This window comes from Lutimaribacter degradans (assembly GCF_023703375.1).
In the GTDB taxonomy this organism is placed as follows: Bacteria; Pseudomonadota; Alphaproteobacteria; order Rhodobacterales; family Rhodobacteraceae; genus Lutimaribacter; species Lutimaribacter degradans.
This window is the reverse complement of sequence record NZ_JAMQGO010000007.1, coordinates 145279-162083: the sequence shown is the minus strand read 5'-3', so window position 1 is coordinate 162083 and position 16805 is coordinate 145279. Positions and strand designations below refer to the sequence as shown.

General features: G+C 63.0%; 13 protein-coding genes. 7 read left to right on the top strand and 6 right to left on the bottom strand.

The genetic code is table 11. The annotated features are described in order from the left end of the window. Genes M8744_RS12045 through M8744_RS12025 form a run of 5 tightly spaced genes read right to left on the bottom strand, consistent with a single transcriptional unit; the run spans position 1 to position 6558 of the window. On the bottom strand, positions 1–1560 hold the full coding sequence (locus M8744_RS12045; protein WP_251416972.1) for an indolepyruvate oxidoreductase subunit beta family protein: 1560 nt from the start codon (positions 1558–1560) through the stop codon (positions 1–3). Beyond that, positions 1557–3707: a thiamine pyrophosphate-dependent enzyme gene (locus tag M8744_RS12040; protein WP_251416969.1), complete on the bottom strand. Its 2151-nt coding sequence runs from the start codon at positions 3705–3707 to the stop codon at positions 1557–1559. Before M8744_RS12040 ends, M8744_RS12045 begins: the two co-directional genes overlap by 4 nt. 9 nt (positions 3708–3716) lie before the next feature. Next, positions 3717–4199: a MarR family winged helix-turn-helix transcriptional regulator gene (locus tag M8744_RS12035; protein WP_251416962.1), complete on the bottom strand. Its 483-nt coding sequence runs from the start codon at positions 4197–4199 to the stop codon at positions 3717–3719. Further along, positions 4196–5761, bottom strand: coding sequence for a phytoene desaturase family protein (locus M8744_RS12030; protein ID WP_251416957.1), 1566 nt, complete (start codon positions 5759–5761; stop codon positions 4196–4198). The genes M8744_RS12035 and M8744_RS12030 overlap by 4 nt, the downstream gene beginning before the upstream one ends. Positions 5762–5766: 5 nt before the next feature. After that, a complete protein-coding gene (locus M8744_RS12025; RefSeq protein WP_251416951.1) occupies positions 5767–6558 on the bottom strand; it encodes a cyclase family protein in 792 nt (263 codons plus the stop codon). A 109-nt stretch (positions 6559–6667) separates the two neighbouring features. On the opposite strand from M8744_RS12025, the gene M8744_RS12020 reads away from it, so the two are divergent. The 7 genes from M8744_RS12020 (at position 6668) to mnmH (ending at position 14569) form a co-directional block, all read left to right on the top strand. After that, the gene (locus M8744_RS12020) at positions 6668–8239 is read left to right on the top strand and encodes a phytoene desaturase family protein (protein ID WP_251416945.1); all 1572 of its coding nucleotides are present in this window, start codon (positions 6668–6670) and stop codon (positions 8237–8239) included. A 35-nt stretch (positions 8240–8274) separates the two neighbouring features. Continuing rightward, entirely contained in the window at positions 8275–9804 is a 1530-nt protein-coding gene (locus tag M8744_RS12015; protein WP_251416938.1) for an ABC transporter substrate-binding protein, read from the top strand. 83 nt (positions 9805–9887) lie between these two features. Beyond that, a complete protein-coding gene (locus tag M8744_RS12010) occupies positions 9888–10889 on the top strand; it encodes an ABC transporter permease (protein ID WP_251416931.1) in 1002 nt (333 codons plus the stop codon). Next, a complete protein-coding gene (locus tag M8744_RS12005; protein ID WP_251416925.1) occupies positions 10882–11733 on the top strand; it encodes an ABC transporter permease in 852 nt (283 codons plus the stop codon). The genes M8744_RS12010 and M8744_RS12005 overlap by 8 nt, the downstream gene beginning before the upstream one ends. Then, positions 11730–12596, top strand: coding sequence for an ABC transporter ATP-binding protein (locus M8744_RS12000; protein ID WP_251416919.1), 867 nt, complete (start codon positions 11730–11732; stop codon positions 12594–12596). The genes M8744_RS12005 and M8744_RS12000 overlap by 4 nt, the downstream gene beginning before the upstream one ends. Beyond that, positions 12593–13396 carry an ATP-binding cassette domain-containing protein gene (locus M8744_RS11995; protein WP_251416912.1) on the top strand — a complete coding sequence of 268 codons (804 nt, stop codon included), beginning with the start codon at positions 12593–12595 and terminating at the stop codon, positions 13394–13396. The genes M8744_RS12000 and M8744_RS11995 overlap by 4 nt, the downstream gene beginning before the upstream one ends. A gap of 132 nt (positions 13397–13528) precedes the next feature. Further along, a complete protein-coding gene (gene mnmH, locus M8744_RS11990; protein WP_251416894.1) occupies positions 13529–14569 on the top strand; it encodes a tRNA 2-selenouridine(34) synthase MnmH in 1041 nt (346 codons plus the stop codon). Here the strand turns inward: mnmH and selD are convergent. After that, entirely contained in the window at positions 14556–16733 is a 2178-nt protein-coding gene (gene selD / locus M8744_RS11985) for a selenide, water dikinase SelD (protein WP_251416876.1), read from the bottom strand. The genes mnmH and selD overlap by 14 nt on opposite strands. Positions 16734–16805: the final 72 nt, after the last annotated feature.

Genomic DNA, 16805 nt, shown 5'->3' with positions numbered 1-16805 from the left:
CTAACCGGAGAAAGATCGCACGGTTTTCAGCGCGCCTTCCAGCGCGTCGCCCTTTTCGTCTTGCAATGCCGCCTCGCGCAGGCGGGCCACCCAGTCGGGGCCGTCTTCACGATGCGCGACAAGCGCAGCACCTTCAAGCACGCGATCGAATTTCGACAGGCCGCGCGCGTGGGTGTCGGAATAGCCCTTGATCAGGCGGCGGCAGCGGATGATTTCAACCGCCATGCCGTAGCGATCGGGCAGATGCGCCATCGCGGTGTCAAGCCAGCGGTCAAGATGATCCATCTCCAACGCATGACGCCGAGTTTTCAGGCGCCAGCCCTTCATGCCACCAAGAATGTAAAGCATGATGAAGGCGCGCAAACTGTCGGTGCGCAGGCGGCGCCCCTTGTTGAACCACCGATCAAGCCGTGCCATCCATTTCGGGCTGTCCTCGATCTTGGCGCCTAGCCTCGCGGGTAGCATCCCGGCGACTTCCTCGGCCCTTGGATGCATGAACTCGGTCAATTGCAGCACCTGTGCGTCGCCCGCGCCCATTTCCGCGCGGATACGGTCGAACCGGCGGGCGCGGGTTTTCAGGTCGGCCACGCGGATCACATCGTCATAGGCCATGGCGTTGGCAATGTATTTTGCCGCCTCGTGCGACAATTGATGCCCGTTCTCGGCGTGGTCGCGGGCCAGAACGGTATCGAGCTTGTCCAGGTAGGCCGCGCCGTAATCGACATCCTGGAAGTTCACGACCTTGCGCAGGCCGGGCAGGGCCATTTCCGCGACGGGGGCCGGCATCGCTTCGACACGGGCGACCATTGCCTCCCACTTGCGCATGGCATGTTTGGGGCCGCGCACGCCCTGGGTCACCTGCACGGGTTGCGGCGCGGACTCGGCGATTTCGTTTTCGGGGTTCTGCGCGGCCTCGAAGCCGGCGCCAAAGGCCCGCAGGCTTGCCTCGACTCCCTTGCCGCTGGCGCGGATCGCCTCCTCGAAGGCCGCGCGGTCGAACGGCAGCGCGCCCGAGCCGGCCAGCGCGCCGAACAGAGATGCCGAGATGACCGAGCCTTGTGAAACCGCCGCCTGCTCCATATCGGCCATGATCACGCGCTGCGCGGCAATTTCGGCGGCGGCGCGCACTTCGTCGGCATCGGCGATGCCGTCACCCGGCGTCATCTTTTCCGACACGGCAAGCGCCCGGTGGGTCGACGCGATCAGCGTCGTGCGGTCGGGCGTCACGAAACCGCGTATGATGGCGCGGCCTGCCTCCATCATCTCGGCCGCGATCAGGATATCCACGTCGCCCGAGGCCGGCGCGAGCGAGAACACCGGTTCTGGTTGGCCCGCTTCTTTAGGGGCCATTTCAATGTAATAGATCGTCGCGCCGGTACGTTGCGCCACGCCGGCAACGCTTGTTGCCTGCGCTGCATATCCTTGCGCACGGGCCAGATTTTCGATCCAACTGGTCAGAACGCCACCGCCCTGGCCGCCCACGGCCATGACCGCCAGCTTGATGATGCCTGCCAGCCGTTCATCGGGCGTGCGGGCCCGCAGTTCGGTTGCCACGTTCATTGCGCCACCCCCGTAACGTCAAGCCGCTTGGCATCGCGCCGGGCCTGTAGCCATCCGATCACCTTTTGACGGGTGCCGGACCACCATTTTTCAAGACCGGACGGGTTATGCACCACGTCGGCGCGATAGAAACTGGGGCACAGCACGGCGGCATCCGCCACCTCGCCACAGTTGCCGCAGCCCACGCATGTCTGGTCAATGCTGGCGACCGGATCGTCACGCAGCGGATCATCCAGCGTTTTCAGCGACAGCGACGGGCAACCCGACAGGCGGATGCAGGCGTGATCGCCGGTGCAGATATCCTCGTCGACGCCGAAACGCGGCGCCTCGACCCGGCGGCCATCGGCAATTGCCTTTTTCTTGATCGGCTTTTCGCGGCGCTGCCGGTTCAGCATACATTCCGAACTGGCGACGATTACCTTGGGCCCGTCGTAATCGGTGGTCAGGGCCTCATGGATGATCTCGCGCATCTTGGGTACGTCATAGGTGCGGTCGATCTGGCGAATCCACTCCACGCCCACGCCTTTCAGCGCCTTGGAAATCGGGTTGTTGGTGGATTTCGTGTCGTTGTGCGCGCGCGATGACAGGATGTCCTGCCCGCCGGTGGCGGCGGAATAATAGTTATCGACGATAATCGCCACGCTGTCGGACTTGTTGAACACCATGTTCCCGATCGAAGATGACAGCCCGTTGTGCCAGAAACCACCATCGCCCAGGATCGAGATTGCCCGCCGTTCGCCCCCGCCGTCGAAGGCGGCGTTCGACGCCGGGCCCAGACCATACCCCATGGTCTGCCCGCCAATCTCGAACGGCGGCAAAGATGCAAAAAGGTGACAGCCAATATCGCCCGAGATCTGGTGCTGGCCCAGTTCCTCTTGCACCAGTTTCATCGCGGCAAAGATCGGTCGCTCCGGGCAGCCGGTGCAGAACCCGGGCGGGCGGATCGGTACGGTGCTGAACAGATCGGGAATTTCCGGTTTCGGCTCGTTCGGTGCCAGAACCGCGCCGGGCAACATGTCGGCGGCGTGTTCCTTCAGGAAAGCGGTAACGCCATCCAGCATCACCTGCCCGGTGTACTCGCCCGCAAGCGGCAGCATGTCCTTGCCGTGCAGCTTTATCTTGGAGCCTTCGCGATACAGAATCGAGCCCATCTGCTGTTCGATGAACTCGGGCTGTCCTTCTTCGATGACAAGTACGGCATCCTTGCCCTTGGCAAATTCCAGGAATTCGTCGCGCACCAGCGGGTAGGTCACGTTCAGGCAGTAGATCGGAATGTCGGTTTGGCCGTAAATGTCGGCCAGGCCAAGCCGCTGCAACGCGCGGATCACGCCGTTATACATACCGCCTTGGCAGACAAGGCCGATACGGGATTTTTTCGGCCCGAACTGCTCGTTCAGGCCATTCTCCATGATGAATTTTTCTGCCGCGGGCCAGCGTTTATTCACCTTGTCCTGCTCGTGCATGTAGGACATGGGCGGTAGCACCACGCGCGAGAAATCCTTTTGCGGGTTCGAAAGCGCGTTGCGCACCGACAGGGTGGGCCGGCGGTTGTCGCGTGTCGGGAAACTGCCCGTGACATGGCACGACCGGATGCGCACCATCAGCATGACCGGGGTGTTGCTGGCCTCGGACAGCTCGAACCCGTCGCCGACCGCCTTGACGATAGAAGGCAGGTTGGGCCGCGGGTCCAGCAGCCAGAACTGCGATTTCATGGCGAATGCGTGGCTGCGTTCCTGCATGATGGAACTGCCCTCGCCGTAATCTTCGCCCACGATGACCAGCGCGCCGCCATTCACGCCCGATGATGCCAGGTTGGCCAGAGCGTCCGATGCGACGTTGACGCCGACCGAGCCCTTGAACGTCACGGCCCCGCGGATGGGGTAGTGCACGCTGGCGGCCAGCATTGCCGCTGCGGCGGCCTCGGAGGCGTTCGCCTCGAACCGCACGTCCAGCTCGGACATCAGGTCTTCGGCGTCGGCCAGCACGTCCATCAGGTGCGAAATCGGTGCCCCCTGATAGCCGCCGACATAGCCCACGCCATTTTCTAAAAGCGCCTTGGTCAGCGCAAGGATGCCCTCGCCGGTAAAGGTATCGCCGTCGCCTTTTCGCAGGTGTTCGACCTCGGCCTTGAACGAGCGTTCTGCCATTTCTCTCCCTCAGAAATCGTGGACGCGCACGTTGCGCAGGATCTTTTGCAGCGTGCCGACAAAGGCGCGCTGTTCATCAGCGGATATGCCGCGGAACATTTGGCCATAGCTTTTCACCATGTGCGGCCACAGCCTTTCATAGGTGGCTCGGCCTGCGTCGGTCAGGTAGATCCGCGTGGCGCGGCTGTCGGTGCTGTCGGCCTCGCGGCGGATCAGGCCGTCACGGACAAGGCTGTCCAAGGCACGCGACATGGTGGATTGTTCAACCACCGCATAAACCGAAAGCTCGCGGATGAGGATGCCATCAATAACCGACAGAACGGCAAGCGAGCGCATCTGCGGCGTGGTCAGCCCAAGCGCCGCCATTTCTTCGCGCAGGGACGCATTGTAGCGCCCCATGATGCGGTTCATCAGGTAGGGGGCGAAATTATCCAGCCCCATTTCCCCCAGCCTTGGCGGCGCCCCCGGGGTTGTTTGCGCCTCTTCGATCATGCGCCCAGCCTCTTGGCCAAATTATACCCCGATCCACCACCCAGGCCGGGCCCGGGGTGGGTCGAGGCACCGATATGGTGCAGGTTGCGGAATCGCGTCGCGTTGTTGACCGATTGCGGGAAGGGGCGCCAGACAAAGAACTGATCGATGGTGCATGCACCGCCATATGGATCGCCGCCGACAAGGTTCATGTTCAGCCCGGCAAGGTCGGCGGGCGAATAGGCGCGGCGGGCCAGCTTTATCTTGTCGAAATTGCGGATATGCTGGCGGAGGATGTTTTCCAGCCGGTCGGCGAACGCTTCGCGCGTCGCTTCGGTCCAATCCGGGCCGGTGCCGATCTCGCCCGCGGCGTCGCCCTTGATGGTGCGGGGCGCGTCTGGAATTTGCAGCCACAAGATACCCTTGCCTTCGGGGCAGCGGCTCGGGTCCAGCCGGTGCGGCTGACCCACGCAGATCGTCGGGGCCTCGGGCAGCAGGCCGCGCTCGGCCTCGTTGCAGGATTTCGATACGCTGTCGATTCCGTCGGTCAGATGGATCAGCGCCACGTCTTCCAGCCCCTCGGTGGCCCATTCGGGCTGGCCATCCAGCGCATAGTGCAGTTGGAAATTGCCGCGCCCGTGACGGAAATGCGCAGTCGCCTGCTGCTCGGCATCGCTTGGTTGCTCCAGCAGGCGGCCATAAAGCTGTTGTGGCGTTACGCTGGCGATCACGGCACGCGCGTCGATGCGTTTGCCGTCAGCGGTTTCCACGCCCACCGCACGGTCGCCATCTGTGAGGATGCGTGCGACGTCTACGCCGGTGCGAACCTCGCCGCCGAATGCCTCGATCAGGCTGCGAAAGGCATCTGCCGCGCGTGCTGCGCCGCCCTTGACCACAGGCGCGCCCGCGGCCTCTAGCGCAAAGGCGATGACCCGGCCCATCTGGCCTGAATATGTGCTTTCCGGTGTCAGCCCAGCATGCAGCACCCAAGGGGCGTAAAGCGCCTGTGCCTGCGGGCTTGCATAGCCCGTTTCCAACCAGCCTCGGGCCGGTTGTAAGGCCTGGCCGAGATACGTCTTGAGCCCGTTGAGCCCGCGCTTGCGCGCTTGCCGGAACATCAGCCGAACCATGGGCCAGGACCATAGCGACTGCCCCAGCAGCGAGAACAGAAAATCTGCGTCCTGCTCGATGCTTCCCACGTCTGCCGCGTGCCGGTCGCCATCACCGGCGGCCAGGGCATTGAGTGCAGTGACATTGGCCGCGCGATCCATTTTCAGGAACGCCGCCGTGCCGTCGGGGCGCAGCGCCGCGGTGGGTGTATCGCTGTGGCAGAATTCCAGCCCGTGCCGGGCCAGGTCGTCGGCCAGTTCGGCATAGGCGGGGGACGTGATGAACAGCACAAAGGTTGCCGCCATCACGTCATGATGAAAACCGGGCTGCGTGATTTCTTCGGTCATCATGCAACCGCCCAAACGCTCTTCGCGTTCAAGCAACAGAACCTGCCGCCCCTTTTTTGCCAGCAGGGCGGCCGAGACCAGCGCGTTTATGCCAGACCCTATGACGATATGCGGCAGCCCGGTCATGCGATTCAGCCCTTGGGAACCAGCGCCAACGCGCGGATGGGGCTGCCGGTGCCACGCTGGATTTTCAGCGGCGCCGCGATCAGGATGGCGCCCTTGGCGGGCAGCTTGTCCAGGTTCGCCAGCGACGCCAGGCCAAAGCAGTTGTCACGGTGCAGGAAGTTGTGGGCCGGATAGGGCGGCTCCATCCCGCCGGCGCAGCCCGCGTCGGTGCCGATGCACTGGCTGCCCCAACCAACGATCTTCTTTGAAAGCAGGTATTCCACGCATTCCGGTGTCGGCCCGGGGCTGTGCGGCCCGTTTTCATCGGCATTCAGGAACAGGTTTTCATCATGTGCGCGCTTGTCCCAGTCGGTGCGCATCACAACCCATTCGCCGGCACCGATTTCACCGTGCTCGGCTTCCCACGCCTTGACGTGTTCGGGTGTCAGCAGGAAATCGGCGTCGGCGGCACTTTCCTTGGAGCAGTCGATCACGTTCACGGGTGCCACCACACGCTGGATGTTCAGCGAGTCGGTATAACCGTCTTCGTAATCCTTGCCGGTGATCCAGTGATGCGGCGCATCGAAGTGGGTGCCGGAATGTTCGCCCAGCACCATCCAGTTCCAGGCAAAGAACGGGCCGTCCTCGTCATACTCACTGATCTTGTGAATCTCGATCTGCGGGGTGTTCTTTGCGAAATCGGGTGGCAGCTTCAAAAGCGGTGTGTCCGGGCCAAGCGTGCCCGTGCAATCAACCACTTCGACCGATCCCGAAAGCAGCATCGACCCCAAGTCTGAAAGAACGTTGGCTGCAGTCATTTCAATTGTCTCCCTGATGTGCCGACGGGTTGAACCCGTCTGAATACCACGATTCATGCTAGACAGAATTAAATGCGTTTGCAAATATATATGTGTTAAGGAGATAGTCATGAGCGACAAGACCGATGCCATCGTTATCGGGGCGGGGCACAACAGCCTGGCGTGTGCGGCGCATCTTTCGGCCAAGGGCTGGAGCGTGCGTGTGCTGGAGCAGGCGGGTGTGCCCGGTGGCGCGGTGAAGTCGGGGGAATACACCGCGCCCGGCTTTGTTCATGATTGGGCCGCGATGAACCTTTCGCTATTCGCTGGCTCTGCATTTCATCAGAAATACGCTGAAAATCTGGCCGGACACGGATTGGCGTTTGCGCCGGCATCCGATTGTTTCGCCAGTGTTTTCCCAGATGATACATGGCTCGGTGTCTCCAATGATCCCGAGGTGACAGCGGCACGCATACGCGCCGAAAACCCCCGCGACGCAGACGCGTGGGAGGCCCTGACAGCCGAGTTTCCCGACTTCGCCGAGACCCTTGTCGCGGTTCTGGGAAGCCCCATGAAAGCGCGTGCATTTGCATCTTTAGGATGGAAAACCTGGCGCAAGCGCGGCAGCGGCGGCACGCTGGACTTCGCGCGTTTCCTGCTGTCCAGCCCGCGTGGCTGGCTGTCCGAAACCTTCGAATCGCCCAAGCTTCGCGCGCTGCTTGGGGCATGGGGCCTGCATCTGGATTTCGCGCCCGACATCGCGGGCGGGGCGATGTTTCCCTATCTCGAAGGCATGGCGAACCAGGCGTTCGGCATGGTTCTGGCGCAGGGTGGGGCAAGCACCGTGACCACCGCCCTGGTCAAGATGATCGAGTCGCAGGGCGGCACGGTCACATGCAACGCGCGGGTTGATCGTATCGTGCATGACAACGGCCGCGCCACTGGCGTTGTTCTGGCCGATGGTACCACGCTAAGCGCCGAAAAGGCGGTGATTGCCAATGTCGCGCCAAGGAACCTGGCCAAGCTGACGGGGGATACCGGAGAAAAGAGGTTTGACAGCGGCCTTGCCAAGTATGCCCACGCGCCGGGCACGATGATGATCCACCTGGCGATGGATGCCCTGCCAGACTGGGCCGCGGGCCCCGAGTTGCAAAGCTTTGCCTACGTTCACATCGCACCCGATCTTGACCAGATGGCGCGCACCTATGCACAGGCCAAGGCGGGGCTTTTGCCTGATCAGCCGGTCGTCGTGTGTGGCCAGCCCACGGTGGTCGATCCGGGCCGCGCGCCCGATGGCAAGCATGTCTTGTGGTTGCAGGTGCGCATGGCGCCCGGCCAGATTCTGGGCGATGCGGCAGGCAAGATCACCGCGACCGACTGGGACAGCGCCGCCGAACCCTTTGGCGACCGTGCGTTGGACCTGTTGGAGCAATACGCCCCCGGCACGCGTGACAAGATCATCGGCCAGCGCATCGTTAGCCCCGTCGCGCTCGAGGCTGACAACCCCAATCTTGTTGGCGGCGACCAGGTTTGCGGTAGCCACCACCTGACACAGCATTTCATGTATCGCCCCGTTCGTGGATATGCGGACGGCACGACCCCGATTGACGGGCTCTACCTGACCGGCGCGGCCGTGTGGCCCGGCGGGGGTACGGGGGCCGGATCGGGCTACCTTCTTGGCCGGAAACTGGCCGGGGAATGAATCAAAAACCAAACAAACAACAGGGAAACGCAACAATGAAACTGTCAAGACGCACGCTTTTAAAGGCATCTGCCGCCACGGCTGCATTTGCCACCGCCGGCCTGCCCGCTTTTGCCCAGGATATCGACGAACTGGTGATTGCCTATAACGTCAACCTGCCCAGCTGGGACCCGACCGTTGGCCCCAGCGCTGTGAACCCGACGATCCAGGGACTCTACCAGTCGGTTTTCGACATGTATATTCACCAGAACCCCGACCTGTCGTTCGACGACTCGGGTCTGATCACCGATTGGGGCTGGAACGAGGATAACACGCAGGTCTGGATGGACGTGCGCGAGGGTGTGACCTGGCACAACGGCGACCCCTTCACCGCCGAGGATGTGGCCTGGTCGCTGGAGCGCGCGGGCAATCCCGAGACCGGCAACCCGATCCAGTTCGTCTGGGGCAAGATCGAGAACATCACCGCCGAGGGCAACCGTGTCACCGCGGATGTCAAAGAGTTCGAGCCAACGCTGTTCAAGTGGATGAGCTTTCTCACCGGCTATGTGCTGCCCAAGAAATACTACGAAGAGGTCGGCCCCGATGGGTTCGAGGCCGCACCGATTGGCACCGGGCCCTACATGGTCGACCGATTCGAGCGGAACGCCTTTGTTCGGCTGAAAGCCAACGAAAACTACTGGAAGGGCGCCCCCGAATTCAAAACCGTGACGATCAAGTTCGTGACCGATGCCGCCAGCCGCGTGGCCGAGATCGAATCCGGCAACAGCCACGTCACGCTCGAAGTGCCCTATGAAGAGTTCGACCGCCTGAAGGAAAGGGACGGGTTGGCCGGTGTGGCGCATCCGATTTCCGATATCGGCATGATCTTCATCAACGATATCGACGTGATGACCGACCCCAACGTGCGCAAGGCGATGGCCCACGCCATTGACAAGCAAACCATCATCGACCGGCTGCTGTCGGGTTACGGCGTGGCGATCGACACGATGCAGACGCCGGAATACGCGGCCTACAACCCTGATATCTCGGTGCCGTATGACCCCGAGAAATCAAAAGAGCTGCTGGCGGCGTCGGGCTATGGCCCCGACAACCCCGTGCGCTTTACCATTCAGACCACGCGCGGCTTCAAGCCCAAGGATTACGAGATCATCCAGGCCATCGTGGGCCTTTGGCGCCGCGTGGGTATCGAGGCCGAGATCGAGGTATACGAGATCGCCAAGCATTTCGAACTTCGCGCGGCCGACGACCTGGCCCCGGCGGCGTTCTACAACTGGGGTAATGCCGTGGGTGATCCGACCACCTCGACCGGGTTTGCCATCTTCGGGCCAAGCCCGCACAGTGTCTGGGATGGGCAAGAGATGATCGACATGATCCTGCCGCTCTGGGGTGAGGCGGACGAAGAAAAGCGTATCGCCGGATGGAAGGCGGTAGATGCCAAGATCGCCGAAGATGCACTGGTAATTCCGCTGATGCAGTACCAGCAGCCGATCCTGCACGCGACGGGTGTAAAGGTCACGCCGCACAGCTCGGGCGCGCTGCTGCCGTATCTCATGACGCGGGCATAACGGTTTTCCCTCTCACGGGGCTGCCCGTCGCCATGGCGGCCCCGTCTTTTTCCTTTCGTTGAACTGGGGTTCTCATGCTGCTTATGCGCAGTATCCTTGCGCGCCTTGTCGCGACATGCGTCACGCTTTTCGGCGCGGCGGTGATCGTATTCTTCGTAATACGCGTGGTGCCGGGCAACCCGATTGCCATGATGCTGCCACCGGGCGCGACCGAAGACGACATTGCGCGGCTTCAGGCCCTTTACGGGCTGGACAAGTCGATATTCGAACAATTCGTGATCTGGCTGGGTGGCGTGGTACAGGGTGATTTCGGCACCTCGATTTCCCTGCGTCAGCCGGTGCTCGACCTTGTGCTGGGCCGCCTGCCCGCCACGCTTGAGCTGTCGATCATGGCATTGGTGATTGCGGTCATCATCGGCGGGGCGATGGCCCTGACCGGCACGCTGCGTCGCGAAACGCGCACCGAGGCGGCCATTGATGTGACGGGCGGCATGGCCCTGTCGGTTCCCGATTTCCTGTGGGGGCTTGTTCTGATCCTGCTGTTCGGGGTGCTGTGGCCGGTATTCCATATCTCGGGGCGAGTGTCGCCCTCGCTGGATTTCGACTTTGCCACGCAGTTCTACCTTTTCGAAAGCGTGTTGCGCCTGCGTTTCGACGTATGGGCCGACCTTGTCAGCCACATGTTCATGCCCGCGCTGGCGCTGGCCATTCCGCTGGCGGCCATCATTGCGCAACTGCTGAAACAATCGCTGAAGGAAACCATGCACCTGGATTACGTGACGCTGGCCCGCACCAAGGGCTACCCCGAGGCATCGGTCATCACGCGCGAGGCACTACCCAACGCGGTGTTGCCCACGCTGACGCTGATCGGGGTGCAGTTTACATTTCTGATCGGGGGTACGGTGATCATCGAACGGCTGTTTTCGTACGAGGGGCTGGGCAACATGGCCATCGACGCCGTGATCAACCGCGACCTCCCGCTGATCCAGGGAATCGTGATCCTTTTCGCACTGATCTTTACCGTGGTGAACCTTGTCGTCGACATGACCTATGCCGCCCTTAACCCGAGGTTGCGCCATGCATGATGCACGATCGACGATGCGCCGCCCGATCGGCCTGCGACTGTGGCTGTCGGGCGGTTGGGTGACGTTGCTGGTGCTGGGGGCGATTTTCGCCCCGCTTATCGCGCCGCATGACCCTTTGTACCAAGACCTGTTTGCCGGGCGAATGCCGCCTGTCTGGGTCGATGGTGCCGACCCCAATTTCTTGCTGGGTACGGATTCGTTGGGTCGTGATGTTCTTAGCCGCATCCTATACGGCGCACGCCTTGCCCTTACGGTGGCGTTGGTGGCGGGTGTGTTGACCTGCCTGATCGGCGCGACACTGGGCTTGATCGCGGGTTACTATCGCGGCTGGGTCGATATGGTGATCTCGCGGCTGGTCGATATCTGGATGGCCTTTCCGCCGGTGCTGTTCGCGATTCTCCTGATCGCGGTTCTGGGCACCGGGCTTACCTCGATCATCATTGCCATCGTGGTGATTGACTGGACGCGCTTTGCCCGCGTCGTCAGGGCCGAGGCCATGACCCAGGGAACGATGGATTACGTTGCAAGCGCGCAGGTCGCCGGCCGCACGCGTTTTGGCACGATGTTGACCGAAATCCTGCCAAACGTGCTGCCAACCATCCTGGCGCTGCTGACCCTGGAAATGGGCATCGCCGTGATCGTCGAGGCCATCCTGAGTTTCGTGAACCTGTCGATCTCCACCGACGCGCCCACCTGGGGCGGCATGATCGCCGAGGGGCGAACATCGGTGCATCAGGCGTGGTGGGTTCTGGTGTTCCCGCTGATCACCCTTTTCCTGACCGTCCTCAGCTTCAGCCAGTTGGGCGAAGGTCTGAAGGACTATTTTGACCCGGTGCTGAGATGAGCTTTCTTGACGTCGAAAACCTGACATTGCGCATCGTGCGTGGCCCCCGCATCCTGCGGGCCGTGTCACTGTCGGTGGACCAGGGCGAAGTGCGCGGGCTGGTGGGTGAATCCGGGGCTGGCAAGTCGATGATCGGCAAGGCCATCCTGGGCACCCTGCCGCGCGCGATCGAAGTGGTTTCGGGCCGGATCCGCCTTGACGGGACCGACCTGCAAACCCTGTCGGCCCGCGAACGCCGCCGCCAGATCGGGGCGCAGGTGGCGCTTATTCCGCAGGATCCGCTGACCGCCCTGAACCCGGTCCGCCGCGTGGGTCCGCAGATTACCAACCGGCTGGTCGATATTCTGGGTTGGAGCAAGGACAACGCCCAGGCCCGCGCGCTGGAGCTGTTGGACGAGGTGCACATTCCCGACCCTGCGCGCGTGATGCGCGCCTACCCGCACGAGCTGTCGGGCGGTATGCGCCAGCGCATATTGATCGCCTCGGCCTTCGCGGCCGAGCCCAAGCTGATCATTGCCGATGAACCGACAACGGCGCTGGATGTGACGGTACAAAAGCAGATCCTGCGCCTGATCAAGAACATGCAGGCCAAGCATAACACGGCGCTGTTGTTCGTAACGCATGACCTGGGCGTGGTATCGAAAATCTGCCAGTCTCTTTCCGTGCTCTACGCTGGCAAGGTGATCGAAGACACTGATACGCGACGCTTTTTCGCGGGTCCGGGCCATGCCTATTCGCAGGCTTTGCTACATGCGACGCCGAAATACACCGACCCTGACGACAGCCTGACACCCGTTCCGCAACAGGTGATCGACGCGGTCGAGGCCGAGGTTGCCGAATTTGACAAGGGGCTTGGCGCATGAGTGACATGATCTATGAAATCCGCGATCTGCGCCTGTCCTTTCCCGATATGGCCCACAAGCCGTTGTTCGGTGCCGCGCCACGGGTCGAGGTGCTCAAGGGCCTTTCCTTCGACGTGCCCAAGGGCGAGGTTCTGGGCATAGTTGGCGGCTCGGGTTCGGGCAAGTCGACGCTGGGCCGTGCCATGATCCGGTTGTTGGAGCCCGACAGCGGCACGATACGGTTCGAAGGAACCGACATCACCCACGCCGAAGAAAGCGCGTTGCGCCCGCTACGCCGCAAGTTCCAGATGATTTTCCAGGATCCGATGTCATCGCTGAACCCGCGCCGCCGGGTGGCCGGCATCATCGCCGGTCCGTTGCGCTTGCAAGGCGTGCAGGACACGCAGTCGTGCGTTCTGGAGGCGCTGGACATGGTTGGCCTGCCGCGCAGTTTTGCCCGCCGCTACCCGCATGAGCTGTCGGGCGGTCAGCGGCAGCGCGTGGGCATCGCCCGCGCCGTTGCGCTGCGCCCCGATTTCATCCTGGCCGATGAAATCGTTTCGGGGCTGGATGTGTCCAGCCAGGCGCAGGTGCTGAACCTGCTTGAGCAGTTGGTGAAGGATCTGGGCCTGACGCTGGCATTCATCAGCCATGACCTGTCGGTGATCCGGCGGTTGTGTTCGCGCATCATCGTGATGCATCGGGGCGAGATCGTGGAAAACGCGCCCACCGTGCAGGTGTTCGACGCGCCACAGGCCGATTATACGCGTGAGCTTTTGCAATCCATCCCGTTGCCTGACCCAGACCAGGTCTGGGCCTGAATTTCCGTACCTTGTGCCGCGGCGAACCCGGGGGCGCCGCATCCCCGGGCCTGACCACTGGAATTTCCTGCGCAGTCGCCATGTGGCGGCGGCATCTGGTCAAGGCGCAGGCACTGTGGCATTTGATGCGCCATGGCCATTGCCCTGACATCGCTGGACCAGCTGGCCAGCCTGCCCTTTGACGAGATCATCGACGTCCGTTCCCCTGCGGAATACGCCGAGGATCACGTGCCCGGCGCTATCAATCTGCCAGCGCTGGACAATGATGAACGCGCGATCGTGGGCACGATCTATACACAAGACGACCCGTTCAAGGCACGCAAGGTGGGCGCGGCGCTTGTGGCGCAGAACGCGGCACGGCATCTGCAGGGGCCATTGGCCGACCGGCAGGGCGGCTGGCGCCCGCTTGTCTATTGCTGGCGGGGCGGGCAGCGCTCGGGTTCGTTCACCTCGATCCTGCAACAGATCGGCTGGCGCGCCGATACCGTGCAGGGTGGATACAAGGCTTACCGTCGGCTGGTGGTGCAGGCGCTGTATAATGACCCGGTGCCGCATCGCGTGGTTCTGATCGATGGTGGAACTGGCACCGCCAAGACCCGTCTGTTGGAGCTTTTGGCCGAAGCGGGCGCGCAGGTGATCGACCTTGAAGGGTTGGCAAACCATCGCGGTTCTCTGTTTGGCAGCCTGGGCGCGCAGCCCGCACAGAAGATGCTTGAATCCCGTATCGCCAACGCTTTGGTGCAGGCCGATCCCGCAAGACCGCTGTTCATCGAGGCGGAAAGCGCCAAGGTGGGTGATCTGCTGATACCGCCCTCCCTGTGGCACGCGATGCGTGTTGCACCACGGATCACGGTGCAGGCGCCGATCGACGCGCGCGCGGCCTACCTGGTGCGGGCTTACGCCGACATGACAGAGGATGCCGCGCGCTTGGCCGAAACGCTGGAAGCGTTGCGGCCTTATCAAGGGGCGAAACAGGTAGAAGCGTGGCAAGAGCTGGCAGCGAAAGGCGCGTTCGAGCAGTTGGCCCGCCAATTGATCACCACCCATTACGACCCGCGCTATGCCAAGAAACCCGACGATCGCGCCACGCCGGAAACCGTGCTGTCGCTGAACGCGCTGGATGATGACAGCCTGCGTGCGGCGGTGCCGCGCATTATCTCTATCGCAGGGTGATGCTGGCCGGCCCATCCGAAAGGTGGCCGATGACGGCGGCATCATGCCCAGCCGCGCGCAATTCCATCACCAACCCTTCGGCCTGATCGGGCGCGACCGCCGCCAGCAAACCCCCCGCCGTTTGCGGATCATGCAGAAGCTGGGCCTTGGCCGTGTCGGCGCCCAACACGGGCGCCGCATCCCGGTTGGGCTGGAACAGGGTCGAATGGTGGCCTTGCGCGGCCAGCGCCTCGGCGCCGTCATAAATGGGCACGGCATCCAGCGTCAGTGTGGCCGACAGGCCGGATGCGCGGCAGATCGTCATCAAGTGACCGGCCAGCCCGAACCCGGTGACATCGGTCATGGCGTGGGCACCTGCCAGAAGCTGCGCGGCATCGCCCTGTGGCTTGGCCATCTGCGCCAACATCGCGGCCACGTGCCGCCCGTTGGCCTGCCCCATCATGTCGGCGGCCAGCACCGTGCCGCTGCCGATGGGGCGCGTCACGATAAGCGCATCACCGGCCCTTGCTCCGGTCACCGTGATCGGCGCGGACCCGGCTACCAGCCCGGTAACGGTGAAACCAATCGTAAGCTCGCTGCCCATGGTCGAGTGGCCGCCCACGATGCCAGCGCCGGCATGGGTGAACACGTCATTCGCGGCGCTCATCACCTCGTCCATCGTGCGGGCCTGCATATGGGGGGCCATGCGCGGCAGGATGATCTGAACCAGCGCGGCCTGCGGCTGTGCGCCCATGGCCCAGATATCCCCCAACGCGTGAACCGCGGTGATGCGCGCCATCATGTACGGGTCATCGACAAAGGCGCGCAGGTGGTCGGTGGTGATGACCTGCCGTTGGTCGCCGATGCGCAAAACCGCCGCGTCGTCGCCCGGCCCGGTCAGAACATCGGGCCGTTGCAGAGGTTTCAGGGTGTCCAGGGACTGTTGAAGAACGTCACCGCCCAGCTTGGCGCCGCAGCCCCCGCATAGCGGCTTGGCATCCAAGATATCGGCCACGCCCTGCGCCATCGTGGCGGGGCGCGTGGGCGAATCCATTTGCGGCAGCGCATCCAGGCTGTGCATGAATTTCGTGTCGATCCGGTTTTTCCAGCGCCATAACAGCGGGCCGGACAGGGCAAATCCCAGCTTTTCAGCCAGTGCCACCTTGCCGCCCAGCGAGATAAGTTTGAGGTAATCGCGCTGTGGCTTGAAGATGCGCAAGGGCGTGCCGCTGGCCGCAGCGCGCAGGTTGTCGAACAGGATCGGGGCCGCGCGCACCGCAAAGACACCGGCCTTGGGCCGTGGATGCGCAACCATGTGGGCGCAGTCGCCACAGGCAAACAGAGCCGGATCGCTCTGCACCTGCAACGTCTCGTCGATATTGATAAAGCCGTCGGTCAGGGGCAGATCGGTATCGGCCAACCATCCATGCGGATAGGCCCCGGCGGCACCCACAACCAGATCGGCCCTGACCATCTCGCCACCAGGCAGGACAACGCCCTGTGCCGTCACCTCTTGCGCCCGGGTTCCGGCCACGAAACGCACACCCTGATCGGTCATTGCCCGCGCAAGTTTGCGCCCCGTGGCGTGGGGCACGCCGTTGATACCCTCGCCGCTCTCGATAACCGTCACGCCCGGCGTCGCGCCATCGCTGCGCAGGGCATGGGCCATCGCCATCGACAGTTCGACCCCCGCGACTCCGCCACCGATCACCGCGACTTGGGGGGCGGCCTGGCCGGCGGCCACCCTTGCGCGGAAATCCCGCCAGCGGTCAGAGTAGATATCCAGCGGCTTGGCGCCAACCGCGTGTTCGGCGAACCCCGGCAACGCGTCCATTTCCGCCGTGATCCCGATGTCGATACTGGCGATGTCATAAGCCACCGGCGGTCGGTTTTTCAGGTGGATCAGTCGCTGATCCCTGTCAAACCCCACGGCGCGATCAAGGATGACGCGCGCACCGGCAAACCGTGCCAGGCGCAGAAGGTCGATTTCCAGTTCCTCGCGCGTGTAGTGGCCTGCGATGTGGCCCGGCAACATGCCGGAATAAGGCGCGGTGGCACCGGGGTTGATCATGGTCAGGCGCACACCGGGCAGGGGGGCCATGCCCCATTTGCGCAGCACCAAGGCATGCGTGTGACCGCCACCCACCAGAACGATGTCGCGAGTCAGGGGCAGGTCGGATTGCATCGGCACCTCCGGCAGTGAAGGTCTAGAACTGTCACGACCCTGCCCGCAACCGCAAGGCGCCGCATTGTCACA

Excerpts from the sequence above, each read along its gene's own strand:
- M8744_RS12010 (WP_251416931.1), top strand. The coding sequence starts at position 9,888 with ATGCGCAGTATCCTTGCGCGCCTTGTCGCGACATGCGTCACGCTTTTC.
- M8744_RS12025 (WP_251416951.1), bottom strand. The coding sequence starts at position 6,558 with ATGACTGCAGCCAACGTTCTTTCAGACTTGGGGTCGATGCTGCTTTCG.
- M8744_RS12030 (WP_251416957.1), bottom strand. The coding sequence starts at position 5,761 with ATGACCGGGCTGCCGCATATCGTCATAGGGTCTGGCATAAACGCGCTG.
- M8744_RS12045 (WP_251416972.1), bottom strand. The coding sequence starts at position 1,560 with ATGAACGTGGCAACCGAACTGCGGGCCCGCACGCCCGATGAACGGCTG.
- M8744_RS12020 (WP_251416945.1), top strand. The coding sequence starts at position 6,668 with ATGAGCGACAAGACCGATGCCATCGTTATCGGGGCGGGGCACAACAGC.
- M8744_RS12000 (WP_251416919.1), top strand. The coding sequence starts at position 11,730 with ATGAGCTTTCTTGACGTCGAAAACCTGACATTGCGCATCGTGCGTGGC.
- M8744_RS12040 (WP_251416969.1), bottom strand. The coding sequence starts at position 3,707 with ATGGCAGAACGCTCGTTCAAGGCCGAGGTCGAACACCTGCGAAAAGGC.
- M8744_RS12035 (WP_251416962.1), bottom strand. The coding sequence starts at position 4,199 with ATGATCGAAGAGGCGCAAACAACCCCGGGGGCGCCGCCAAGGCTGGGG.
- mnmH (WP_251416894.1), top strand. The coding sequence starts at position 13,529 with ATGGCCATTGCCCTGACATCGCTGGACCAGCTGGCCAGCCTGCCCTTT.
- selD (WP_251416876.1), bottom strand. The coding sequence starts at position 16,733 with ATGCAATCCGACCTGCCCCTGACTCGCGACATCGTTCTGGTGGGTGGC.
- M8744_RS12015 (WP_251416938.1), top strand. The coding sequence starts at position 8,275 with ATGAAACTGTCAAGACGCACGCTTTTAAAGGCATCTGCCGCCACGGCT.
- M8744_RS11995 (WP_251416912.1), top strand. The coding sequence starts at position 12,593 with ATGAGTGACATGATCTATGAAATCCGCGATCTGCGCCTGTCCTTTCCC.
- M8744_RS12005 (WP_251416925.1), top strand. The coding sequence starts at position 10,882 with ATGCATGATGCACGATCGACGATGCGCCGCCCGATCGGCCTGCGACTG.